The sequence below is a fragment of the Streptomyces sp. SLBN-118 genome, assembly GCF_006715635.1.
GTDB lineage: Bacteria > Actinomycetota > Actinomycetes > Streptomycetales > Streptomycetaceae > Streptomyces.
Map to the genome: position 1 here is coordinate 2,287,774 of NZ_VFNP01000001.1, position 24,776 is coordinate 2,312,549.

At 70.2% G+C, this 24,776-nt stretch carries 17 protein-coding genes and 1 pseudogene; 4 read left to right on the forward strand and 14 right to left on the reverse strand.

Translation table 11 applies throughout. The annotated features are described in order from the left end of the window. Positions 1 to 35: 35 nt before the first annotated feature. The gene (locus FBY35_RS10230) at positions 36 to 962 is read right to left on the reverse strand and encodes a proline dehydrogenase family protein (protein ID WP_142213484.1); all 927 of its coding nucleotides are present in this window, start codon (positions 960 to 962) and stop codon (positions 36 to 38) included. Positions 963 to 1,136: 174 nt separating this feature from the next. Between FBY35_RS10230 and FBY35_RS10235 the strand changes: the two genes are divergently transcribed. Continuing rightward, on the forward strand, positions 1,137 to 2,390 hold the full coding sequence (locus FBY35_RS10235) for a CdaR family transcriptional regulator (protein WP_142213485.1): 1,254 nt from the start codon (positions 1,137 to 1,139) through the stop codon (positions 2,388 to 2,390). Here FBY35_RS10235 and FBY35_RS10240 read toward each other — a convergent pair. Continuing rightward, complete coding sequence (locus FBY35_RS10240; RefSeq protein WP_142213486.1) at positions 2,385 to 2,972, reverse strand: TetR/AcrR family transcriptional regulator; 588 nt, start codon at positions 2,970 to 2,972, stop codon at positions 2,385 to 2,387. The genes FBY35_RS10235 and FBY35_RS10240 overlap by 6 nt on opposite strands. Positions 2,973 to 3,068: 96 nt before the next feature. On the opposite strand from FBY35_RS10240, the gene FBY35_RS10245 reads away from it, so the two are divergent. Further along, entirely contained in the window at positions 3,069 to 4,619 is a 1,551-nt protein-coding gene (locus tag FBY35_RS10245) for an MFS transporter (protein ID WP_142213487.1), read from the forward strand. Between the two features lie 55 nt (positions 4,620 to 4,674). Here FBY35_RS10245 and serA read toward each other — a convergent pair whose 3' ends face one another. The 6 genes from serA to FBY35_RS10275 all read right to left on the reverse strand — a co-directional run bounded on the left by serA (position 4,675) and on the right by FBY35_RS10275 (position 14,415). Beyond that, complete coding sequence (gene serA / locus FBY35_RS10250; protein ID WP_142213488.1) at positions 4,675 to 6,267, reverse strand: phosphoglycerate dehydrogenase; 1,593 nt, start codon at positions 6,265 to 6,267, stop codon at positions 4,675 to 4,677. Between the two features lie 257 nt (positions 6,268 to 6,524). Beyond that, the gene (ilvC, locus tag FBY35_RS10255; protein ID WP_142213489.1) at positions 6,525 to 7,526 is read right to left on the reverse strand and encodes a ketol-acid reductoisomerase; all 1,002 of its coding nucleotides are present in this window, start codon (positions 7,524 to 7,526) and stop codon (positions 6,525 to 6,527) included. 74 nt (positions 7,527 to 7,600) lie between these two features. Continuing rightward, complete coding sequence (gene ilvN, locus FBY35_RS10260) at positions 7,601 to 8,125, reverse strand: acetolactate synthase small subunit (protein ID WP_142213490.1); 525 nt, start codon at positions 8,123 to 8,125, stop codon at positions 7,601 to 7,603. Positions 8,126 to 8,151: 26 nt separating this feature from the next. After that, positions 8,152 to 10,038 carry an acetolactate synthase large subunit gene (locus FBY35_RS10265; RefSeq protein WP_142213491.1) on the reverse strand — a complete coding sequence of 629 codons (1,887 nt, stop codon included), beginning with the start codon at positions 10,036 to 10,038 and terminating at the stop codon, positions 8,152 to 8,154. Between the two features lie 204 nt (positions 10,039 to 10,242). Further along, on the reverse strand, positions 10,243 to 13,071 hold the full coding sequence (locus tag FBY35_RS10270) for a bifunctional diguanylate cyclase/phosphodiesterase (protein WP_186356978.1): 2,829 nt from the start codon (positions 13,069 to 13,071) through the stop codon (positions 10,243 to 10,245). Between the two features lie 393 nt (positions 13,072 to 13,464). Beyond that, positions 13,465 to 14,415, reverse strand: a complete 951-nt coding sequence (locus tag FBY35_RS10275) for a 2-hydroxyacid dehydrogenase (RefSeq protein ID WP_142213493.1) — start codon at positions 14,413 to 14,415, stop codon at positions 13,465 to 13,467. Positions 14,416 to 14,495: 80 nt separating this feature from the next. Between FBY35_RS10275 and FBY35_RS10280 the strand changes: the two are divergent. Together FBY35_RS10280 and FBY35_RS10285 are read left to right on the forward strand one after the other, a co-directional pair. Further along, positions 14,496 to 15,491, forward strand: a pseudogene (locus FBY35_RS10280) (aldo/keto reductase). Between the two features lie 133 nt (positions 15,492 to 15,624). After that, a complete protein-coding gene (locus FBY35_RS10285; RefSeq protein WP_142213494.1) occupies positions 15,625 to 16,773 on the forward strand; it encodes a sorbosone dehydrogenase family protein in 1,149 nt (382 codons plus the stop codon). Between the two features lie 31 nt (positions 16,774 to 16,804). On the opposite strand, the gene FBY35_RS10290 is transcribed toward FBY35_RS10285, so the two are convergent. From FBY35_RS10290 to FBY35_RS10310, 6 genes are all read right to left on the reverse strand, one after another. Continuing rightward, positions 16,805 to 19,849, reverse strand: coding sequence for a helix-turn-helix transcriptional regulator (locus FBY35_RS10290; RefSeq protein WP_142213495.1), 3,045 nt, complete (start codon positions 19,847 to 19,849; stop codon positions 16,805 to 16,807). Between the two features lie 67 nt (positions 19,850 to 19,916). After that, on the reverse strand, positions 19,917 to 20,090 hold the full coding sequence (locus FBY35_RS36400; RefSeq protein ID WP_186356901.1) for a hypothetical protein: 174 nt from the start codon (positions 20,088 to 20,090) through the stop codon (positions 19,917 to 19,919). A 166-nt stretch (positions 20,091 to 20,256) separates the two neighbouring features. Continuing rightward, positions 20,257 to 21,039 (reverse strand): GNAT family N-acetyltransferase, encoded by a 783-nt coding sequence (locus FBY35_RS10295; protein ID WP_142213496.1) that lies wholly within the window; start codon positions 21,037 to 21,039, stop codon positions 20,257 to 20,259. A gap of 217 nt (positions 21,040 to 21,256) precedes the next feature. After that, positions 21,257 to 21,805 (reverse strand): hypothetical protein, encoded by a 549-nt coding sequence (locus FBY35_RS10300; protein ID WP_260848571.1) that lies wholly within the window; start codon positions 21,803 to 21,805, stop codon positions 21,257 to 21,259. A gap of 54 nt (positions 21,806 to 21,859) precedes the next feature. Beyond that, positions 21,860 to 22,435: a GNAT family N-acetyltransferase gene (locus FBY35_RS10305; protein ID WP_142213498.1), complete on the reverse strand. Its 576-nt coding sequence runs from the start codon at positions 22,433 to 22,435 to the stop codon at positions 21,860 to 21,862. Between the two features lie 26 nt (positions 22,436 to 22,461). Then, on the reverse strand, positions 22,462 to 24,666 hold the full coding sequence (locus FBY35_RS10310; protein WP_142213499.1) for an MMPL family transporter: 2,205 nt from the start codon (positions 24,664 to 24,666) through the stop codon (positions 22,462 to 22,464). Positions 24,667 to 24,776 lie beyond the last annotated feature (110 nt).

Below are 24,776 nucleotides of genomic sequence, written 5' to 3' on the forward strand. Positions count from 1 at the left end.
GAGTTCCGTTACTCCTTTATGAGGGGTGGGAGGGCTCAGCCCTTGGTGATCATCGACCGGACGAAGAAGAGCAGGTTGGCCGGCTTCTCGGCGAGACGGCGCATGAAGTAGCCGTACCAGTCGGTTCCGTACGCCGTGTAGACGCGCATCCGGTGGCCCTCCGCCGCGAGCCGGACGTGCTCGTCACTGCGGATGCCGTACAGCATCTGGAATTCGTACTCGTCCAGTTTGCGCCCGGCGCGGCGGGCGAGCTCCTGGGTGACGGCGATGAGGCGCGGGTCGTGGGACCCGATCATCGGGTAACCCTCGCCCTCCATGAGGGTCTTGAGGATGCGGACGTACGCCGTGTCGATCTCGGCCTTGCTCTGGTACGCGACGGTCGCGGGCTCCTTGTACGCGCCCTTCACGAGTCGGACGCGGCTGCCGGCCTCGGCGAGGCGGCGGGCGTCGTCCTCGGTGCGGAACAGATACGCCTGGATCACACAGCCGGTCTGCGGATAGTCCTTCCGCAGCTCCTCGTGGATCGCGAACATCGAGTCGAGGGTGGTGTGGTCCTCCGCGTCCAGGGTGACCGTGGTGCCGATGGAGTCGGCGGCCTCGACGACGGGGCGGATATTGGCGAGTGCCAGCTCGTGGCCGCCCTCGAGGGACTGGCCGAACATCGACAGCTTGACCGACATCTCGGCCTTCGTGCCCAGGCCGAGGTCTTCGAGGTGCTCGATCAGTTCCATGTAGGCGTCGCGCGCGGCGTAGGCCTGATCGCGGGTGGTGATGTCCTCGCCCACTACGTCGAGGGTGACTTCGAGGCCCTTGGCGACCGTCTCCTTGACGATCGGAATGACCTGCTCGACCGTTTCACCGGCGATGAACCGGGAGACGACCTGCCTGGTCCCCGGGGCGGCCGAGACGAAACGACGCATCTTGTCGCTGCGGGACGCGGCGAGGATCACGGGACCCAGCACGGGGCACCTCCACGGAAACGGCGGTAGAAGGAGGCCGGGACCGAACGAATCGGGAACGGCGCGAAGAACCACCGTGAAACCTAAGGATCGCTCCGATCCTCTGCCATCGACAGCTGTCACGCATCCGTGGCCCGGATCTCAGACATATGTCTGAAGGGGTGCGAGAATGTCCGGGTGAAAGGCGATTACCAGGACCTGGTCGACGAGATCTCGGCGCTGCTGGCCGTCCCCGCGACGCTGGAGAACCGCGACTTCGGGCTGATCGCCTTCGGCGCGCACGACAGCGACGACGACACCGCGATGGACCCCGTCAGGACCCGCTCGATCCTGACTCGCAAGTCCACACCGGCGGTCCGCGCCTGGTTCGAGGGCTTCGGCATCGCCCGCGCGACCGGCCCGGTCCGCATTCCGGCTGCCCCGGACGCGGGGGTCAACCGGGAGCGGATCTGTCTTCCCGTACGCCACCGGGGCATCGTGCTCGGTTACGTATGGCTGCTCGACGCGACACCCGGCCCCACCGAGACGCAGCTGGCCGCCGCGATGGAGGTCACGGCGCGGATCGGCACACTGCTCGCGGACGAGGAGCGGGCGGGGGCCGATCTGTCGCGGGAGCTGCGCGCGGTCCTGACGGCGGAGCGCGGCTGGCAGTACGACATGGCCGTGGCCGCGCTGCGCACCGCCCTGGGGGACGGGGGCACGGAGGGGCTGCACACGGTGGTGTGCGTGAGTCCGTGGGCGGCGGCCGACGCCCCGTCGTCCAGGTCACTGCCGGGGACGGCGGCGCTGTGCACGGTGCGCAGGGGTACCGCCTCGGCGGGCGCGGGCGGCGAGGGTGACGGCGCGGCTTCGGGTACGGGGGCGGAAGGTTCTGCGGGTGGGGACCCCATGGACGCGGCCGACGGGGACGAGGCCGCGGAATCGTCCGCGCTCGCCGTGCTCGTACGCCTGCGGTCGGCCGACGCGCTCTCCCCCGTCCGCACCTCGGCGGACCGACTCCGCGCCGACGCGGGCGCGGCCGGGGCGACCGCCGGGTTCGCGACCCCGCGACGTGGGCTCGCCGACCTCAACACCGCCTGGCTGGAAGCGACTTCAGCGGCCCGCGCCGCACGGGCGCAGCCCGGACTCGGACCGGTCGCGCAGTGGTCGGAGATCGGCCCGTACCGCATGCTGACCGCGCTCCCCGCGGACCGTGCGCAGGACCCCGCCGTACGCGAACTGCTCGACCGGTCCCACGCCGAACTGGCCCGCACTGCCGAGGTGTTCCTGGACCGCTCGGGCCAGGCGGGCCGCACGGCGGCCGCACTGGGCATCCACCGGCAGACGCTCTACTACAGGCTCTCGCGTGTCGAGCAGCTCACCGGCCTGGACCTGGCGGAGGGCGAGGACCGGCTGCTGCTGCACATGGCGCTCAAAGCGGCGCGCCTATGACGACCGGGCGGCGGCCTGCATGACGCGTCGCAGCCCTTCCGTCAGTTCGTCCGCCCGCGTGGCCGTCTGGGGGTCGAACACCCACTGGGCGATGAGGCCCGTCATGAGCGTCATGTAGAACTTGCCCAGCGTGTCGACGTCCTCGTCACTGACGTCGGACTCCTCGCCACCCATGAGCATCGGGATGATGCCGCGCCCGCCCTCGCGCTGGGCCAGCGCCAAGTGGTCGCGTACTTCTGGCAGTTGATCACCCATGACCACGATCTCCATACTGAGCCGCCACATCGACTCGGGCCCCTGCATGGTGCCGATGACGTTCGACCAGACCTCCTGGAACCGCTCCAGCGAACCCGGCGGTGTCTCGGTCGTCGCCTGCTCGGTGGCGTCGAAGTCGTCGGAGACCCCCTCGACCAGAGCGATGTACGCCTGCGCGAGCAGCTGGTCCTTCGAACCGTAGTGGTATCCGATCGACGCCAGGTTCGTCCCCGACTCCTTCACGATGTCGCGCGCCGTGGTGCGCACGAACCCCTTCTCCAGCAGGCAGCGCTTCGCGCCTTCGAGCAGATCCTCACGATGTCCCATGTCAGCAGCGTACCGCGGGGACATACAACCGTCCCAGACCAACGTCTTATACGCTCGTACTAGACAGATGTTTTATACGACCGTACATTGCTCTGCATGACGAACTCCACCGCACTTCGCGCCGGACGCCGGGAATGGACCGCCTTCGTGGTGCTCCTGCTGCCGCTCCTCCTGGTCTCGATGGACGTCTCGGTCCTCTACTTCGCCATCCCGGCGATCAGCCGCGAACTGGATCCCAGCAGCACGCAGCAGCTGTGGATCTTCGACATCTACGCCTTCGCCCTCGCCGGGCTCCTGATCACCATGGGCTCGCTCGGCGACCGCATCGGCCGCCGCAGGCTCCTGCTGATCGGGGCCACGGCCTTCGGGATCGCCTCGGTCGGCGCGGCGTACGCGCAGAGCGCCGAAATGCTCATCGGCGCACGGGCGTTGCTCGGCATCGGCGGGGCCACGCTGATGCCCTCGACCATGGCCCTGGTCCGCAATATGTTCACGGACGACAAGCAGCGCAGTCAGGCCATAGGCATCTGGTCGGGCGCCATGGCCGCTGGTATCGCCCTCGGTTCGGTCATGAGCGGCGTCATGCTCAACCACTTCTGGTGGGGCTCGGTCTTCCTGATCAATGTGCCGGCGATGCTGCTTCTGCTGATCCTGGTGCCGGTCCTGGTACCGGAGTTCAAGGACCCCGCCCCCGGCCGTTTCGACCTGGTGAGCGTGCCGCTGTCGATGGGCGCCGTCCTGCCCGTGGTGTACGGCCTCAAAGAGATGGCGGCCGAAGGCTTCAGCCTCGCGATGGCCCTGTGCATCGCGGCCGGTCTGGCCGTCGGCGCGCTCTTCGTACGCCGCCAGCGGAGCCGCACCGACGCGATGATCAGCCGTGAGCTGTTCCGAGGACGCGTCTTCGGCTCAGGGATCGCGCTCAACACCATCGCCGCCTTCGCGATGTTGGGCTCGGCCTACTTCACCACCCAGTACCTGCAGTCCGTGCTCGGTATGGGCACCATGGAGGCCGCGCTGTGGAGCCTGGCCCCGTCCCTGGCGGTCGGCGCCGCGGCTCCGACAGCCACGGCGGTCGGCCAGAAGACCGACCGGGCGTATGTCATCGCCGCGGGATTCCTCATCGCCGCTGTCGGGTTCGCCCTGCTCACCCTCACCGGCACGGACTCGCTCCGGATGCTGCTGGCCGGGGCGGCCGTCATCGGCTGCGGCATCGTCACCGTCATGGCGCTGATCTCGGACCTGGCGCTGGCCTCGGCCCCGGCGGAGAAGGCCGGATCGGCCGCATCCCTGCTGGAGACCGGCCAGGAGTTCGGCGGAGCGCTGGGCATGGCCGTACTCGGCTCCATCGGTACGGCGGTCTACCGCGCGGATCTCACGGACTCCGTGCCCCGGGGTGTGCCGGCCGAGGCGGTGGGCACGGTCCGCGAGACGCTGGGCGGCGCGGCGGCGGTCGCCGGGCAGCTGCCGGACAGGCTCGGCGATTCGGTACTGGGTGCCGCCCGGGAAGCTTTCACGCACGGCATGCAGCTGGCGGCAGCCGACGCGGGGGTGCTGCTGCTCGCGGCGGCGGTACTGGCGGCGGCGCTGCTGCGGCAGGCACCGGCCGCGGAGGGGGCACCGGACGCCGAACTGGTCGACGCGCACTGATCGTTGGCCGATGCGAAAGGGCCCGGTGAGCCGGGCCCTTTCGCGTACAAGTGCGTCAGTCGGTGAGGTTCACCGAGCGCGCCGACGCCGCGCCGATCTCGTCCGCGATCTCCCCCAGCACCGCCGGCGGCACCGTGTCGTCCACCGTGAGCACGACGACCGCCTCGCCGCCCTCCTCCGCGCGCGAGACCTGCATGCCCGCGATGTTCAGCCCGGCCTCACCGAGGATCCGGCCGACCGTGCCGACGACGCCGGGACGGTCCTCGTACCGCAGGACGACCATGTGGTCGGCGAGCGCCAGGTCGATGTCGTAGTCACCGATGGCGACGATCTTCTGGAGGTGCTTGGGACCGGCCAGCGTGCCGGAGACCGCGACCTCCTCACCGCCCGAGAGCGTGCCGCGGACGGTGACGACGTTGCGGTGGTCCGGGGACTCCGAACTCGTCGTCAGCCGGACCTCGACGCCGCGCTCCTGCGCGAACAGCGGGGCGTTGACATACGAGACCGTCTCGTCGACGACATCCTCGAACACGCCCTTGAGCGCGGACAGTTCGAGCACCTTGACGTCGTGCTGGGTGATCTCGCCGTACACCTCGACATCGAGCCGTACCGCGACCTCGCCCGCCAGCGCGGTGAAGATCCGGCCGAGCTTCTCGGCGAGCGGCAGACCCGGGCGCACGTCCTCGGCGATCACGCCGCCCTGGACGTTCACCGCGTCGGGCACGAGCTCACCGGCGAGCGCGAGACGCACCGAGCGGGCAACCGCGATGCCCGCCTTCTCCTGCGCCTCGTCGGTGGACGCTCCGAGGTGCGGGGTGCAGACGACCTGGTCGAGCTCGAAGAGCGGGGAGTCGGTGCACGGCTCCTTCGCGTACACGTCCAGGCCCGCTCCGGCGACCCGGCCCTCCTTGAGCGCCGAGTACAGCGCCGCCTCGTCGACGATCCCGCCGCGCGCGGCGTTGACGATCCGGACCGACGGCTTGACCTTGTGCAGCGCCTCGTTGCCGATCAGACCGAGGGTCTCGGGGGTCTTCGGCAGGTGGACGGTGATGAAGTCGGAGACCTCCAGCAGCTCGTCGAGCGTCAGCAGCTTGACGCCCATCTGAGCGGCACGCGCGGGCTGCACATAGGGGTCGTACGCGACGATCTTCATGCCGAAGGCCGACATCCGCTGGGCGACCAGAACGCCGATGCGGCCGAGGCCCACCACGCCGAGGGTCTTCTCGCTCAGCTCCACGCCGGTGTACTTGGACCGCTTCCACTCGCCGTTCTTCAGGGCGGTGTTGGCCTGCGGAATATTGCGCGCGGTGGCGACCAGCAGACCGCAGGCGAGCTCGGCGGCCGTGACGATGTTCGACGTGGGGGCGTTGACGACCATCACGCCGGCCTTGGTGGCGACGGAGACGTCGACATTGTCCAGCCCGACGCCCGCGCGGGCGACGACGCGCAGCTTCCTCGCGGCGGCGATGGCCTCGGCGTCGACCTTGGTGGCGCTGCGCACGAGGATCGCGTCGACATCGGCGATGGCGGGGAGCAGCTCCGCTCGGTCGGCGCCGTTGCATTGCCGGATCTCGAAGTCCGGGCCCAGCGCGTCGACGGTGGCGGGCGACAGCTCTTCAGCGATGAGTACGACAGGTTTCGAGCTCACGTGGGTCCTCACAAGTCCAGTGCGGACGGCCGTCCCGACGGCCGCAGGCGGTGGAGGGGCTAGCCGCGTGGAAGACGCACGACACTGTGGGCCTGAACGCGTATGTCTGAGAAGTGTAGTGCTGTCAGGAGGTGCGTCGTGCGCCTCGAAGGCAGGATCACCCGTCCGTGGCTGGACGGAGTGGAGAAGCCACCGGGTCGCGGCGGTACGCCGTGGCGGGGGCCGGGACGCATCCGTCCCGGCCCCCGGCCCAAGGCTTACGCCTCTTCGTTGTCGACCCAGCTCATGAGCTTGCGAAGCTCCTTGCCGGTGGTCTCCAGCAGGTGGTTCTCGTCCTGCGTCTTGTACTCGTTGTACTTCTTCAGACCGCCGTGGTACTCGTCCATCCAGTTCCGGGCGAAGGTGCCGTCCTGGATCTCGGAGAGGACCTTCTTCATCTCGGCCTTGGTCTGGTCCGTGATGATGCGGGGGCCGGTGACGTAGTCGCCCCACTCGGCGGTCTCGGAGACCGACCAGCGCATCTTCTCCAGGCCGCCCTCGTACATCAGGTCCACGATCAGCTTCAGCTCGTGGAGGCACTCGAAGTACGCGATCTCCGGCTGGTAGCCGGCCTCGACCAGTGTCTCGAAGCCCGCCTTGACCAGCGCGGACGTACCACCGCAGAGGACGGCCTGCTCACCGAACAGGTCGGTCTCGGTCTCCTCGGTGAAGGTGGTCTTGATGACTCCGGCGCGGGTGCCGCCGATGGCCTTCGCGTACGAGAGGGCCAGGGCGAACGCATTGCCGGAGGCATCCTGCTCGACAGCGGCGATCGCCGGGACGCCGCGGCCCTCCTCGTACTGGCGGCGGACCAGGTGGCCCGGGCCCTTGGGGGCGACGAGGGCGACGTCCACACCGGCCGGGACCTTGATGAAGCCGAAGCGGATGTTGAAGCCGTGGGCGAAGAACAGCGCGTCGCCGTCCTTCAGGTTGTCCTTGATGGACTCCTCGTACACCTGGGCCTGGATCGGGTCCGGGATGAGGATCATGATGACGTCGGCCTCGGCCGCGGCCTCGGCGGGCGTCACGACGCGCAGACCCTGCTCCTCGGCCTTGGCCTTGGACTTGGAGCCCTCGTGCAGACCGACACGGACGTCGACACCCGAGTCACGCAGCGACAGCGCGTGGGCGTGGCCCTGGCTGCCGTAGCCGATGACCGCGACCTTGCGGTTCTGGATGATGGACAGGTCGGCATCGTCGTCGTAGAACAGCTCGGCCACTGGGATATCTCCTTGGTGTGCAGTGTTACGTCCCACCGTACGGCGGGAGGGGGTGGGGACGGCGAAGAGTCTCGCTAGGCGGAACGGTCCAGGGCCCGCAGGGACCGGTCCGTGATGGACCGGGCGCCGCGCCCTATGGCGATCGTGCCGGACTGGACGAGCTCCTTGATACCGAACTGCTCCAGCATCTTGAGCATGGCGTCCAGCTTGTCGGCACCGCCGGTTGCCTCGATCGTGACCGCCTCGGGTGAGACGTCCACCGTCTTGGCGCGGAACAGCTGGACGATCTCGACGATCTGCGAGCGGGTCTCGTTGTCGGCGCGGACCTTCACCAGAACGAGTTCACGCTGGATCGCGCCGGCGGGCTCGAGTTCGACGATCTTCAGAACGTTGACGAGCTTGTTGAGCTGCTTGGTCACCTGCTCCAGCGGCAGGTCCTCGACATTGACCACGATCGTGATGCGGGAGATGTCGGGGTGCTCGGTGACACCGACGGCGAGCGAGTCGATGTTGAACCCGCGGCGTGAGAACAGCGCGGCGATCCGGGCGAGGATGCCTGGCGTGTTCTCGACCAGGACGGAGAGCGTGTGCTTGGACATGGTCGTCGTTCCTCTTCCTACGGCTCTCAGTCGTCTTCGTTGTCGCCGAAGTCGGGGCGGACGCCGCGCGCCGCCATGACCTCGTCGTTGGAGGTGCCCGCGGCGACCATCGGCCAGACCTGCGCGTCTTCGTGGACGATGAAGTCGATCACGACGGGGCGGTCGTTGATCGCGTTGGCCTCGGCGATGACCTTGTCCAGCTCGTCCGGGGACTCACAGCGGATCGCGTGGCAGCCCATGGCCTCGGACAGCTTGACGAAGTCCGGGACGCGGGTGCCCTTGCGCGCCGAGGTGCTCGCGCCGACCTGGGAGCCCGCCATGTGGTGGCCCGTGTCGTCCGCGTGCAGGACGGTGCTGGAGTAGCGCTGGTTGTAGAAGAGGGTCTGCCACTGGCGGACCATCCCCAGCGCGCCGTTGTTGATGATCGCGACCTTGATCGGGATGTTGTTCAGGGCACAGGTGGTGAGCTCCTGATTGGTCATCTGGAAGCAGCCGTCACCATCGATCGCCCAGACCGTGCGGTCCGGCGCCCCCGCCTTGGCCCCCATCGCGGCCGGGACCGCGTAGCCCATCGTCCCCGCGCCGCCGGAGTTCAGCCAGGTGGCGGGCTTCTCGTACTGGATGAAGTGCGCGGCCCACATCTGGTGCTGGCCGACGCCCGCGGCGTAGATGGTGCCCTCGGGGGCCAGTTCGCCGATGCGCTGGATGACCTGCTGCGGTGAGAGGCTGCCGTCGTCCGGCTGGTCGTAACCGAGCGGGTAGGTCTCGCGCCAGCGGCTCAGATCCTTCCACCAGGCGGCGTAGTCGCCCGTGTGGCCGTCGCTGTGCTCGGCCTGGACGGCCTGGACCAGATCGGCGATGACCTCGCGGGCGTCTCCGACGATCGGGACGTCGGCGGTGCGGTTCTTGCCGATCTCGGCCGGATCGATGTCGGCGTGGACGATCTTCGCGTACGGAGCGAAGCTGTCCAGCTTTCCGGTGACGCGGTCGTCGAAACGGGCTCCGAGGGCGACGATCAGGTCGGCCTTCTGCAGCGCGGTGACGGCGGTGACCGCACCGTGCATGCCCGGCATTCCCACATGCAGCGGGTGGCTGTCGGGGAACGCGCCCAGCGCCATCAGGGTGGTGGTGACGGGGGCTCCGGTGAGCTCGGCGAGAACCTTCAGCTCGGTGGTGGCGCCGGACTTGATGACGCCGCCGCCGACGTACAGGACGGGACGCTTGGCCTGGACGATCAGCTTCGCCGCCTCGCGGATCTGCTTGGCGTGCGGCTTGGTCACGGGCCGGTAGCCGGGCAGGTCGGTCTGCGGCGGCCAGCTGAAGACCGTCTGCGCCTGAAGCGCGTCCTTGGCGATGTCGACCAGGACCGGGCCCGGGCGTCCCGTCGAGGCGATGTGGAAGGCCTCGGCGATGGTGCGCGGGATGTCGTCGGCCTTGGTGACCAGGAAGTTGTGCTTGGTGATCGGCATCGTGATGCCGCAGATGTCCGCCTCCTGGAAGGCGTCGGTACCGATCGCCTTGGAGGCCACCTGCCCGGTGATCGCGACGAGGGGCACGGAATCCATGTGGGCGTCGGCGATCGGGGTGACCAGGTTGGTGGCGCCGGGGCCCGAGGTGGCCATGCAGACGCCGACCTTGCCGGTGGCCTGCGCGTAGCCGGTGGCCGCGTGGCCGGCGCCCTGCTCGTGGCGGACCAGGACGTGACGGACCTTGGTGGAGTCCATCATCGGGTCGTACGCGGGGAGGATGGCGCCGCCGGGGATGCCGAACACCGTGTCGGCCCCCACTTCCTCGAGAGAACGGATGAGGGACTGCGCGCCCGTGACGTGCTCAACTGCGGCGGTCTGCTGTCCGCCGGTACGGGCCCGCGGCTGCGGATGGTGGGCCCCGGTGGCCTGCTCGGTCATCGGCATTCTCTTCTCGAAGCTGAGGGTTTTTGCGAGGGTTTGGGGTGTTCCAGTGCAACAAAAAACCCCTCGTGCCGTATGGCAAGCGAGGGGAGCGCGTCGGGAGGGGTCTGCAGGGCTTCCATGAGGCCTTGCTCAGCCGACGCGCTTTCCAAGTACGAGAATTCGGGTGCGCATGGCACTGACCCTCTCCCCGGCGCACTGTCAGTGTCAAGTGGGTGGGACGCGCGTCTCACTATTTGAGCCATTGCAGGCAGGGAACGCGCCACCCGTCAGGGCGGGCAGGGCGATTTCGCCGGGCACCGGGAACTCGCCGCGCACCAGGGCGCGGCGCAGCCGGTACTCGTCCAGTGCTCCGGAGAATGCCATGCCCTGGCCGTGCGTACACCCCATGGCGCGCAGGGCGAGCACCTGCTCCGGCACATCCACGCCGTCCGCCACGGACTGCATGCCGAGATCGCAGGCGATCCGCAGCAGCCCCGCGGTGATCTTGTGCAGCCGGGCGGACTCGACGACACCCTCCACCAGACCCCTGTCCAGTTTCAGTACGTCCACGGGGAGCCTGCGCAGTGCGTTGATCGCGGCGTAACCGCTGCCGAAACCGTCCAGCGCGATCCGTACACCGAGTCTGCGCAACGAAACCAGGCGCTTCTCCAGATCGTCGAAGGAGATCCGCGGATCGCTGTCCGCGAGCTCGATGATCAGGGCGCCCGAGGGCAGCCCGTGCCGGGTGAGCAGGGCCTCGATGGAGCCGAGTGGGAGCGACGTGTCCAGCAGCCTGCCGGCCGAGAGCCGCACCGACACCGGCACCCGGTGACCCAGCCTGCTTCGCTCGGCGGCCTGCTCAACGGCCTCTTCGAGCAGCCAGCGGCCGAGCTCGGCGGTGCGGATGCCCTCCTGGGTGTCCGCGGCGGCGTCCACGACCCGCAGGAACTCGGCCTGCGTGAACAAGATCCCCTGGGCCGATCGCCAGCGGGCCTGGGCGGCCACGGCGGTGACCTGCCCGGTGGCAAGACTCACCACGGGCTGGTGCAACAGCGCGAACTCACCCTCGTGCAGTGCGCTGCGCAGCCGGGCGGCCAGCTCGCTGCGGCGCACCACCTCGGCCTGCATCTGCGGGGCATACAGCTCGACGCGGTCCTTGCCCGCCCCCTTGGCGCGATACATGGCGAGATCGGCGTTGCGCATGAGGTTGGTGGGGGTGATGCCGGGTTCGGCGAAGGCCACCCCGATGGAGGCGGCCACCCGCACTTCGCTGCCGTCGATGCGGTACGGCTGGGAGAGGGTAAGGCGCAGCCGGTCGGCGATCTCCTGCACCTGGTACTCACGGGCCGACTCGTCGCGGGAACCGTCGCCGACGATCAGGGCTGCGAACTCGTCGCCGCCCAGGCGGGCGGCCGTGTCCCCGCTGCGTACCGAGTCCTGGAGGCGGCGGGCCGCCTGGATCAGCAGCTCGTCGCCCGCCTGGTGGCCCAGGCGGTCGTTGACCCCCTTGAAGCCGTCGAGGTCGATGAAGAGCACAGCGGTGCCCGAGTCGCCCGCGCGGCGGCCGGTGAGCGCCCGGCGGACGCGCTCGGTGAACAGCGCGCGGTTGGGCAGGTCGGTGAGCGGGTCGTGCTCGGCGTTGTGCTGCAACTGCGCCTGGAGGCGTACCCGTTCGGTGACATCCCGGCTGTTGAAGATCAGGCCGCCCTGGTGGCGGTTGACCGTGGACTCCACATTGAGCCAGTCGCCGGTGCCGGACTTGAAGCGGCACTCGATCCGGGTGGTGGGCTCCTCCTCGGGAGGAGAGGCCAGAAACCGGCGCACTTCGCGGACCACCCGGTCGAGATCCTGCGGGTGGATGAGGGAGGCCAGCTCGGAGCCGATGAGCTCCTCCGCCTCGCGGCCGTAGACACCGGAGGCGGCCGGGCTGACGTAGCGCAGTACCCCGGTGGGGGCGGCGATCATGATGACATCGCTCGATCCCTGCACCAGCGAGCGGAAGTGGTTCTCCTTCTGGGCCAGTTCATGGGTGAGGGCGATGTTGTCGAGGAGCATGATGCCCTGGCGGACGACGAGGGCGAGGACGACGGTGCAGCCGGTGAGGACGACGACCCGGTCCACACGGCGGCCCTCGATGACGTTGTAGAGGATCCCGAGGGTGCACACGGCGGCCGCGAGATACGGCGTGAGGGCGGCCAGCGAGCCGGCGACGGGGCGGGTGAGGTGGCGCGGGCCGCGCGGTGTGCGCGTCGCCTCCGGCGAACGGCGGGCGCCCCAGGGGGCGTACGCCAGCAGCAGCGAACCGGCGAACCACCCGGCGTCCAGAAGCTGGCCCGAGTGGTAGCTGTCCCGCAGCAGCTGCGAGGTGAACAGCGCATCGCACAGGACGGTCAGGGCGAGCGCGGCAATGGCGGTGTTCACCGCTGACCGGTTGGCGGACGAGCGCCGGAAGTGCAGCGCGAGCACCATGCTGACCAGCACGATGTCGAGCAGCGGATAGGCGAGCGCGAGGGCGGCGGGTGCCACGCTCTCGCCCTGCGCATGCGCGGTGTGGGCGAGCGCGAGACTCCAGGACAGGGTGAGCAGCGAGCCGCCGATCAGCCAGGCGTCCAGCGCGAGACAGACCCAGCCGGCCCTGGTGACCGGTCGTTTGGCGAGGACGAGGAGGCCGACGATGGCCGGCGGCGCGAAGCAGAGGAAGAACAGGTCGGCGACGGAGGGGCTCGGCACCTCACGCTCCAGTACGACCTCGTACCAGCCCCAGACGGCGTTACCGCCGGAGGCCATCGCGGAGGAGATCGCGAACAGCAGCCAGGCGGGCCGAAAGCAGCCCTTCCCCCGGCGGGCGTAGACAAGGCAGGAGACGGCGGCGATCAGGGCCGCGGCGCTCAGCCCGAAGTCGCCCATGATCAGAGCCACTTCGGGCGATCCCCAGCCGAAGGCGGCGCCCAGGCCGTACCCGGCGCAGACCGCGGCAAGGAGGAGTCGGGGCAGCAGTCCGGTGGGGCCGCCCGAGACCGTCTGCCGGGTCATGAGCGCACCCGGGGCGCTCACCGGGCTGCCCCGGGGAGCACCGGCGCCTGCCTGACCGTCGCCGGCCCGGCCTGTGGCGGCCCGGCCTGCGGCGCTGGGAACATCGCCGGTTCGACCGGCGCCGCATCGGGTCTGCGCCCAGGAGCGTACGAGGGTCGCCGTCGGCGGTCCTGCCGCGTCGGATGCTTCGTCCACTGGCCGTTCATCGCCCGTCGCCCCCCTCGAAGCTTGATCGGCAATCAGGTCGCGGCGCGGCACCGCCCCGTGCTTGGTGCAGCCCCCCGTCGGGACGATACACCAGAACGGTCACTCAGGGACATAGTTCCTCTACTCTCAGTGACCATGGCAGTCATGGGCGGCACGCGGCGCATTCGAGTGACTTCACAGAGTGCCCGAAGTGGGCGGGCCGGGCAGCTATTCGGTCGTGAACACCACGTTGCGAACCGGATCGCCCGCGGCGAATCGCGTGATCTGCCCGGCGAGCAGCCGCTTGGCGCGCGGCATGAACGCCGAGGTGGAGCCGCCCACATGGGGGCTGATGAGCACCCCCGGGGCATGCCACAGGGGGTGCCCGGCGGGCAGCGGCTCCGGATCGGTGACATCCAGCGCGGCGGTGATACGCCCGCTCTGCACCTCGGCGAGCAGCGCCTTGGTGTCGACGACCGGGCCACGCGCGACGTTGACCAGCAGCGCACCGTCCTTCATCCGGGCCAGGAAGCCGGCGTTCGCCAGACCCTTCGTCTGCTCTGTGAGCGGGGTGGAAAGGATCACAATGTCCGCTTCGGGCAGCACATCGGGCAGATCGGCGAGTGCGCGCACTTCACCGCGCTCCGATGTACGGGCGGAGCGCGCGACGCGCGCCACCCGCGCACATTCGAACGGCGTGAGCCGGTCCTCGATCGCGGCACCGATCGACCCGTAGCCGACGATGAGTACCGCCTTGTCGGCGAGCGCCGGATAGAAGCCCGCGCGCCATTCCTCCTGGTCCTGGCCGCGCACGAAACCGGGGAGACCGCGCAGCGAGGCAAGGATCAGGGCGAGCGTGAGCTCGGCCGTCGAGGCTTCATGGACGCCCTTGGCATTGCACAGGCGTACCCCTGGGGGGAGCGAGCCGAGCCCCGGCTCCACATGGTCTATTCCGGCGGAGAGGGTCTGGACGACGCGTACCGCCGTCATCGCGGCCAGCGGACGGACCGCGACCTCCGTGCCCTTCATGTACGGGACGGCATAGAAGGCACAGTCGGCGGGGTCGGCGGGGAAGTCCGGGCCGCCGTCCCAGAACCGGTAGGTCAGGCCCGAGTCCGAAGGGTCGGGAAGCCCGTCGATCTCGTCGGCCGGAATCGGGAGCCACACGTCTGCAGTCATGGTCAGGAGGCTATGCGAAGGACCGCCGGCCGCATTGGTTGGTTTGGTCGGCGGCCGGGCCTGAGGAGGGGTACGGGCAGGTGCAGCGCAGGACAATCGGTGCGGCGGCGCTCGAAGTGGGCGCGATCGGGCTCGGCTGTATGCCGATGAGCTGGGCGTACCGGCTCCCAGCAGCGCGGGGACCGCTCCCTTCGTACTGTGCACGCCGCGCTCGACGCCGGCTCCAGCCTGCTGGACACGGCCGACATGTACGGGCCCTTCACCAATGAACTGCTGATCGGCCGGGTGCTCAGGGAACGGCGCCGGGACGCGTTCGTGTCGACGAAGGTCGGGCTTCTCGTCGGCGATCAGCATGTGGTCGCCGACGGCCGGCCGGGGTACGTGAAGCGGGCCTGTGACGCCTCGCTGCGGGGCAGGGGACGGAAGTGATCGACCTCTATCAGCTCCACCGGGCAGATCCGAAGGTTCCGGTCGAGGAGACCTGGGGCGCGATGGCTGAGCTGGTGAGCGCGGGGAAGGTACGGGCGCTGGGGCTGTGCGCGGTGGGGGCGCGGGCCTCGCGCCGCGGCCGGGGAGACCTGTACGACGGAACGATCCGGCAGCTGGAGCGGGTGCAGCAGGTGTTCCCGGTGAGCGCGGTGCAGGCGGAGCTCTCGGTGTGGTCGCCCGAGGCGCTGGAGCGGCTGCTGCCCTGGTGCGAGGCGCGGGGGGTGGGTTTCCTGGCGGCGATGCCGCTGGGCAATGGCTTCCTGACCGGGACGCTCACTCCCGGCCAGGGATTCTAGCCGGACGATGTGCGGGCGCGGCATCCGCGGTTCACGGCCGAGATGATGGCGGCGAACCAGCCGGTCGTGGCGGGGCTGAGGCGGATCGCCAAGCGGCACGGCGGCGACACGACACCGGCGCGGGTGGCGCCGGCGTGGGTACTGGCACAGGCACGTCATGTGGTGGCGGTGCCGGGGGCGAAGCGGGAGGCGTGGGCCGTGGAGAACGCGGGGGCGGCCGATCTGGAGCTCACCGGGCGGGATGTGGCTGAGATGGCGGGACTGCCGCGGGCGAGGGGATCCTGGGACTGAGTGCACCGCAGGGTTCCCCTTCTTGTCGCCCTTCCCGGCAGATCGGGTACCTCTGAGGCGGCTGCGGTGTAAGAACAGTAGTCAGGCAGCTGAAGCAGCCCTCGAAGGGATCAGAACTGTGCAACGTCCTGCTGTGACGGCCGCGTTGGCCACTGCCGTGCTTCTGCTCGCGGCCGGTTGCTCGTCCGGTGACGCCGAGCCGCCGGCCGGCTCCACGGGGGCGGCATCGGCACCGGCCGCCTCCTCTTCCGGCGTGGGCGGCTCGCCGGGCCCCACCGCCCCGCCGGCCAAGGGCTCGGTGAAGGTGGTGTCCACACTGACCGAGGGCCTGGAGTCCCCATGGGGCGTCGCCGCGCTGGCCGACGGCGATCTGCTGGTCGCCTCTCGCGACGAGGGGACGATCACCCGGGTCGACGGGGAGAGCGGCAAGCAGACGTTGATCGGCTCGGTGCCCGGGGTTTCTCCGGGCGGCGAGGGCGGGCTGCTGGGCCTGGCCCTGTCCCCGTCGTTCGCCTCGGACCACCAGGTGTACGCGTACTTCACCACCGAGTCGGACAACCGCATCGCCCGCATGCTGTACGACGAACAGAAGCCTGCGGGTCAGCAACTCGGCGCGCCGGACACGATCTTGAGGGGCATCCCCAAGGGCAGCATCCACAACGGCGGACGGATTGCGTTCGGCCCGGACAAGATGCTCTACGCGGGCACGGGCGAGACCGGTGACATGTCGCTCGCCCAGAACAAGAAGTCACTGGGCGGCAAGATCCTGCGGATGACGCCGGACGGCCGGCCGGTGCACGGCAATCCCGAGGCCGACTCCGTCGTCTACTCCTGGGGTCACCGCAACGTGCAGGGACTCGCCTGGGACTCCGACAAGCGCCTGTGGGCGGCGGAGTTCGGCCAGAACACCTGGGACGAGCTCAATCTGATCGAGCCGGGAAAGAACTACGGCTGGCCGGAGGTGGAAGGCAGGGGCGGCAAGCCGGGCTTCGTGGACCCGGTCGCCCAGTGGAGGACGGCGGACGCGTCACCGAGCGGCATCGCGTACGCCGAGGGCTCGATCTGGATGGCCTCGCTGAGGGGCGAAAGGCTCTGGCGCATCCCGCTCGCGGGCGCGAAACCTTCGGCGCAACCCCAGTCGTTCCTGCAGGGGAAGTACGGACGGCTGCGCACGGTCGTCGCGGTGGGTGGCGCGAAGCTCTGGCTCGTGACGAGCGAGACGGACAACCGGGGCACACCCCGGCCGGGGGACGACAGGATCCTTCAGCTGGAGGTGAAGTAGAGCCCGGGCTCCCGCCTGGCATCCAGCCGCGTCACGCCGACGCCGCCACGTCCCCCGCCTCCCCGGGCGGGAACAGTCGCAGCCGGTGCGCCAGCGCCGCCGCCTCACCACGGCCCGAGACGCCCAGTTTCCCCAGGATGTTGGAGACGTGGACACTCGCCGTCTTCGGCGAGATGAACAGCTCTTCGGCAATCTGACGGTTGCTGCGGCCCGCCGCGACCAGCCGCAGGACGTCCTCCTCGCGGCGGGTCAGCCCCAGCGCCGGCCCCGTGGCCGGCGCAGGCGGGGACGGTTCGCCCGCGAGGGAGACGCGGGCCCGCTGGGCAAGCAGGGCGATGTCCTCCGACAGGGGCCGCGCGCCCAGGTCTCCGGCCGTCGCCGCAGCCTGCCGGAGCAGATCCGTGGCCTGTGCGCGGTGGGACTGAAGCAGGGCCTCCGCCCAGCGGTGGCGGACCCTCGCCAGGTCGTACGGCCGCTCCAGCGCCTCGAAGGCCGCCGCCGCCTCGGCCCAGTCGAGGGCCGTGTCCTCGCCACCGGCGCGCAGCAGTTCGGCACGGGTCCAGCGTTCGTGCGCCATCCAGACGGGCACCGCGCTGACCATGGTCCTGGCCGCCTTGCGGATCCGGTCCAGTGCCTCGGCGCGGCCGGGCTCCGCCGCGGGCAGCCCGCGGGTGTCCGCCTCCAGCGCCGCCGCGGCCCGCAGCAGCGGCCAGCCGTAGCGCTGGGTGCCCGGCGGGAAGCCCGCCGTCGCGGCCCGCTCGAACTCCGCCCGGGCGTCCAGCACACGCCCCTGCGCGGCAGCAATGCTCAGCGCCAGCATGTGCATCGGTATGGAGCTCTGCGGCATCGGGTCATGCGGCCCGAAGTGCTCGCGTGCCGCCTGAAGACACTCGGCGGCCTTCGCCGCATCGCCCCGCTCCAGGGCCAGGACGGCCCACTTGAACGCGGCGAACCCCCGCGGCTTGGGGCTCAGCGCGATCCGCGCCGCCCGGTCCGCCGCCTGCGCCGTCTCGGTCCAGCGCCCCAGCGAGAAATACGATTCGGCCAGGTTGTTCAGGACCCATGCCTCGGTGTCCGACAGACCGTACTTACGGGAGAGTTCAACCCCTTCGGTGAGGACCTCCACGGACTCCCGCGAGCGGCCGACACCCTCCAGCACGGACGGTAGATTCACATGTGTACGCCCCACGAGCGAGGGCGTGCCGAGGGCGACGACTCGCTCCTTGACCGCGTACATCTCCGCGAGCCCGTCGTCCACGTGGCCCGCGTCGACCATGAGGCTGCCGAGGATGAGCCGCGCGCGCAGTTCGTTGTCCTCCTCGCCGACCATGCGCGCGTACTGCACCGCGCGCTCGGCGGTCGCCAGGCTCCCCGGCCCGGGGTCGTGCACCATGCCCCAGCCAGCCGCCTCCGCGAGCACCTCCGCGTGGACGGCGGACGGCGGCAGTCCGCGCACCAGCTCCTGCGCCTGGGCCAGCTCCGCCCAGCCGTCGCCGCGGCCGAGTGCGGAGACCAGCAGGGAGCGCTGGAGCGTGAACCAGGCGCTGCGCAGCGGATCGTCCTCCGCAGCTGCCAGCCGCTGCCCGCGCTTGGTGATCTTCAGCGCGTGTTCGCGTTCACCGCTGAGGCGGCCCGCGACGGACGCCTCGGCCATCAGGTCGAGGAAGCGCAGCGGTGTGGTGTCGGGGTCACAGCCGCAGGGAGGGTACGCCTCGGCGTAGTCCACGGGCCGCAGCGCCGCCCGCACCTCGTCCGGGGCGCTGTCCCACAGTTCCATCGCCCGGTCCAGCAGCTTCAGTTGCTCGGCGTAGGCATGCCGCCGCCGGGCCTCGATCGAGGCGCTGAGCACGGCCGGAAGGGCCTTGGCGGGGTCGTGCGCCTGGTACCAGTAGCTGGCGAGCCGGGTGGCCCGCTCCTCGTCCCGTACGAGCCAGGGATCGGCCTCCAGCGCCTGCGCGTACCTCAGGTTGAGCCGGGAGCGCTCGCCGGGCAGCAGGTCGTCGCTGACGGCCTCGCGCGCGAGGGAGTGCCGGAAGCGGTAGCCGTCCCCGTCGGGCGTGGCCTGGAGGATGTTCGCGCCGACCGCGGCCCGCAGCGCCTCGATGAGGTCGTCCTCGCCCAGCCGGGCCACGGCGAGCAGGAGACCGTACTCCACGGTCGAGCCGCCTTCGGCGACGATCCGCGCGATCTGCTGGGCGCCCTCGGGCAGTGCCTCGATGCGTACGAGAAGAATGTCGCGCAGCGAGTCCGACAGGCCCGTCGCGCAGCCCCCGGCGATGCTGCAGGCAAGCTCCTCGACGAAGAAGGCATTGCCGTCGGAGCGCTCGAAGACCCGGTCCACCAGGGCCGGTTCGGGCTCGCTGGCCAGGATGCCGGCCATCTGGCGGTGGACTTCGCCGCGGTTGAAGCGGGTCAGCTCGATGCGCTGCACGGTGCGCATGCGGTCGAGCTCGGCGAGGAAGGGCCGCAGGGGGTGGCGCCGGTGGACGTCGTCGGAGCGATAGGTCGCGATCACGACGAGCCTGCCGCGGCGCAGCGTCCTGAAGAGGTACGCGAGCAGATGGCGGGTGGAGGCGTCGGCCCAGTGCATGTCCTCCAGGACGAGCACGACCGTGCGGTCCGCGGCGACGCGCTCCAGGAGGCGCGCGGTGAGCTCGAACAGGCGGGCCATGCTCTCTTCGTCGTGTCTGCTTCTGGCTCTGCGGCTCTCTCCCAACTCGGGCAGCAGCCGGGCCAGTTCGTCCTCCTGCCCGGCCGCGGCCGCCGCCAGCTCCTTGGGCAGCTGGCGGTGGAGCGCGCGCAGTGCGGTCGAGATCGGCGCGAACGGAAGCCCGTCCGCGCCGATCTCGACACATCCCCCGACCGCGACGACAGCCTGACGGCGGCACGCCTCGGTGAGCAGCTCCTCGACGAGCCGGGTCTTGCCGACTCCGGCCTCACCGCCGATGAGCAGCGCCTGCGGCTCGCCCGCGGCACCGGTGGCGGCGCGGGCGAGCGCGTCGCCGAGCACGGTCAGTTCACCGGCGCGACCGACGAACACGGGGCTGACGGACCTGGTCTCCACGGTGCCGAGCATCGCACAGCCCTCGGACAATGCAGCACCCTTGATCGGAACGACGGTTGTCACGCGCGGCCACGCCCGCTCAAGCGGCTCGCTCGTAGCGGGTGCTGTGGCGACTCACCGGCCCCTCCCCTGTGTCCTTGGCGGACCGTCTGGCGGCGCGGCGGGCCCTGCGCACCTGCCGGACGAGGCGCGCGTTCTCGGCCTCACGGAGCAGGTCGGCCAGCCGGAGCTCGTGCATCCTGTACTCGAACATGTCGTACTCCCTGGTTGCGAGTTGTCTCGGCGTCTTGCGATGCCTCAACTTTCGTTTCCCAGGGGGGTCCGCCACATCGGGAGGGTTCCGCATCTTGGCGGCGTCGGGGTCCTTAGACGCGTCCCCATACCGGCGACCGCGTCCTAAGGCCCCTTCGGCGGGGGCCTCAGACCTCAGGGGGTCGGCCCGCCGACGTCTCGTAGACGTAAGGAGTGGTGGTGCTCAGCGCCGCGAAGCCGAGCCGTTGCAGGATGGGACGGCTCTGGTCCGAGGCGTCGACCTGAAGGAAGCGGCAGCCGTTCGCGGCGGCGACACGGGCCCGGTGAGCGATCAGTGCCCGGTAGATGCCGCGGCCCCGCCAGTCGGCGACGGTGCCGCCGCCCCACAGGCCGGCGAAGCCGGTGCCCGGGTGAAGCTCCATGCGCGCCCCGCAGACCGGACGGTCCCCGGCCATCGCTACGGTCATGAGGACGGTGTCCGGGGTCTGCGCCAGCTGGGCGATGAGCTGTTCGCGCAGCCGGGCGCCGCCCGCGCCGAAGGCCTGCTCGTGCACGTCCACCAGGAGTTCCACGCCTGCGGCGTCGGTGACGGTCTCCAGCCGGATGCCGTCGGGGAGTTGGACGGCGGTGGGCAGATCGCGGGTCTCGGCGACCATGACCGTCTCCTCGGGCCCGGGTGTGAAGCCCGCTGCCCGCAGCCGGGTGCCCAGGTCGTGCGGCTGGTCGTACCCGTAGAGTTTCCACTCGAAGTCACGCCCCAGGGCGGTGAAGTACCGCACCTGCCGGGCGATCGCGGTGTCGGCCGTGGCCGGGTCCAGGCCGGACCAGACGATGCCGTTCCAGTCGCCCTCGGCGCCGACCTGGCGCACCACGTCGCCGATCCGCTCGCCGCCTGGTGCGTGCCGTCGCATCCGGTGGTCGAACCGGCCGAGCACCTCGTCGTGATCCATCCGCCCATTGCAGCAGCGCGCGGATGGACTCACCAACGACTTTCGGGTGCCGCCTAAGGGCTGTCCCGCAATACCCGGCGGATGAGCGCGCGGCGTCAGATGCGGTGCATCGCAAGGCGGAGAGTCGTCCTCATACTGGGCGTATTCGGGCGATTCGACAACGCAGCGAGGTGCCGTAGCTGTCGTCGCGCGCCCGGCGGGTATTGCGGGACAGCCCTTAGGAGCCGGTGGTGGGCAAGGACAGGAGGAGGTCGAAGTACATGCCGGCGGAGACGATCATTCCAAGGACGCCGAGGGCGACTCCGGCGACGGCGAAAGCACGCACCCAGCCGGCCTTCTGGGGCAGGGCGAGCACGGCCGCACCGACGATCAGGGCGAGCAGCGCGAAGATGCCGTTGACCAGGGCCGTGGTGTGCCAGGCATCGCCGTAGACCGCGGCGATCTGCTGGGCGGGGGTGCCGCCCTGCGAGGTCTTGATCTGGCCAATCAGGGTCTGGCGCTCGGAGGCGACCTTCCCGACCCAGCTGCCGCTGAGCGCGACAACGCCGAGTCCGGCGGCCACGACGGCCGCGGCGGAGGCCCCGATGCCAGACGTGCGCGGAGTCTCCTCTGCGTCGTCGGTCCCGTCGTCAAGGGCGTCGGCCGACACCGCGGCCGCGTCGGTCCCGACCGGCTCGGCGGCCGCGTCGGCGCCCTCGTCCTTCAGCGCGGCCGCGGTGGTCGCTTCGGCCTGCTCGGTGGTCTTTTCGGTATCGGTGGGGTTCATGCGCCGCACGCTAGGCGGCCTGTCTGAGAGTCCCCTTAACGACCCGGCGCCCGTCTATCGAGCGGAGGCCGCATCCCTCGCCCGCAGGCTGCGCCATTGAGGCGCGAGCACCGACCAGACCTCCATGTCGTGCCGTACGCCCCGGTACGGATAGGCCTCCCGCAGCACCCCGTCGCGGGTCATCCCCAGCCGCTGCGCCACCTTGAGGCTCGCCGTGTTCCCGGCCGCCGCCATCCACTCGACGCGGTGCATCCCCCGCTCCTGGACCGCCCAGTCGATCAGCACCCGTACGGCCCGGGTGACCAGACCGCGGCCCGCCGCCGAGGGCTCCAGCCAGCAGCCGGCCTCGCAGTACTCGAGGGCGGTGTCGAAGACTCGGAAGAGGACCCCGCCGACGAGCGTCCCGTCCAGCCAGATCCCGTAGATCCGCCCTGTGTCGGCGGCCTGCTTCTCGGCGTACGACTGGAGGAAACCGCGCGCCGAATCGATGTCGGCCGCGGCGGCCGCGAGTCCTATGTACCGGCCGATGAATTCCCGCCCGCGATCGATGTGGGCCAGGAACTCCTCGGCCTGCCAGGGCTCCAGGGGGCGCAGTTCCGCTCCGTCGTCGCCCAGGGATATCGCGAACATCGTCTTCCTCCGGCCCGTTTACGCCTCTATGGCACGAGCTGGGTGTCCTCGCTCGCGCGCTGCCCAGGGATCTTCGCATGCACAGGGCGCTCGGGCGCCTCGATGCTGATGCGCGGCAGCCTGCGGTCGAGCCAGCGCGGCAGCCACCAGTTCGCCCCGCCCAGCATGTGCATCAGGGCAGGGACCAGGAGCGTACGCAGCACGAACGCGTCCAGCGCGACCGCGGCCGCGAGTGCTATGCCGAACATCGCGATGACCCGGTCGCCGCTGAGCACGAAGGCGAGGAAGACCGAAATCATGATCACGGCCGCGGAGTTGATCACCCGGCTGGTCTCGGCGAGGCCGACCCGTACGGCCCGGCGGTTGTCGCCGGTCTCCAGCCACTCCTCGTACATCCGGCTCACCAGGAAGACCTGGTAGTCCATCGACAGTCCGAAGAGCACCGAGACCATGATCACCGGAAGGAAGGGCTCGATGGGGCCCGCCCGCCCGAGCCCGAGCAGCTCACTGCCCCAGCCCCACTGGAAGATCGCGACGACGATCCCGAAGGACGAGGCGACGGCGGCCACATTCATCAGGGCGGCCTTGAGCGGGATGCCGATCGAACGGAAGGCCAGCAACAGAAGCAGACAGCCGAGGACGATGACGACACCGACGAAGAGCGGGAGCTTGCCGATGATGATCTCGGCGAAGTCGTCGTAGCTCGCCGTCACCCCGCCGACGTGGACCTGCAGCGAAGAGCCGTCCGCCGCGGTGGGCAGGAGGTCGTCGCGCAGCCGGTCGACGAGCTCGCTGGTCGCCTTCGACTGGGGCGCCGATTCCGGTACGACGGTGAGCACCGCCGTGTCACCGCTGCCGTTGTACGTCGTCGCGCCGACGGACTCGATGCCCTTGGCGCCTCGCAGGGTGCCGGGCAGCTTGTCCATCGCCAGCCGGTCGTCGGCGCCGTCGAGATGGGCGACCACGGTGAGGGGGCCGTTGACACCGGGGCCGAAGCCTTCGGCGAGCCGGTCGTACGCCTGGCGGGTGGTGGAGGTGGCGGCGCCGTTGCCCTGGTCGGAGGTGCCGAGCTGGAGCGAGAACGTCGGCAGGGCGAGCACGAGCATGACCACCGCGGCGACGGCCCCGAGCAGCTTCGGGTGGCGTTCGACGAAGGCGGACCAGCGGGCGGCGAAGCCGGTCGGCAGCTCGGGCTCAGGGCCGTGTTCGTCCAGTCGGCGCCGTTCGCGCCTGCTGAGGGCCCGCATACCGATGAACGACAGCAGTGCGGGCAGCAGAGTCACCGAAGCGGCCACGGTGAGGACGACGGTCAGACAGGCCGCAATCGCGACGCCGTTGAGGAAGCTGAGCCGCAGGATGAGCATGCCGAGCAGGGCGATGCAGACGGTGGCGCCCGCGAAGACGACCGCGCGGCCGGTGGTGGCGACGGCCTCGCGGGCGGCCTGGGCCACCGGCAGTCCGCGCCGCAGGCCCTTGCGGTGTCTGGTCACGATGAACAGCGCGTAGTCGATGCCGACGCCGAGCCCGACCAGCATGCCGAGCATAGGGGCGAAGTCGGCGACGCTCATCACATGCCCGAGCAGGACGATGCCCGCAAAGGCGGTGCCGACCGAGACGAGCGCGGTGGCTATGGGGAGCAGGCTGGCGGCGAGCGAGCCGAAGGCGAGGAAGAGGACGACCGCGGCGACGGCCACGCCGACGATCTCGGCCACATGGGCTGTGGACGCCTCGGTGAGCGCGATGGCGCTTCCGCCGAGCTCGACCTCGAGCCCGCCCGTCTCGGCCGCCTTCGCGGTGGCGACGACCGCTTCGGCCTGCGCCTCGGGGATGGCGTCGGCCTGCTGGTCGAAGGTGACGGTGGCGTAGGCGGTGTGCCCGTCCGCGCTGGTCTGGCCGATGCCTTCGGTGGCGTAGGGGCTGGTGACGGAGGCGACCCCGTCGAGCTTGGCGACCTTGTCGAGCATCTGGGAGACGGGCTGCCGTACGCCGGCGGCGCGGACGCTGCCGGTGTCCATGTGCCAGACGATGGTGTCGCTGTCCCCGCCCTGGCCGTGGAAGCCTTCCTGCAGGAGGGCGGTCGCACGGCCGGACTCGGTGCCCGGGACCTCGTAGTCGTTGGAGTAGGCGGTGCCCGCGACGCCGGCGGCGGCTGCGACGCCGACGAAAGCCAGCAGCCACAGGACTACGGCTGTGAGTCGGTGCGTGACGCACCAGCGGGCGATTGCTGCCAACGGACTTGCTCCCTGGGTGGTTCGTGGATCTTTGATCGGGAACAGCCCGCAAAGAACTCATGACCAACGAAACCTACGAAGAGACACTCTCGCAGTAGAACGTGATTCTT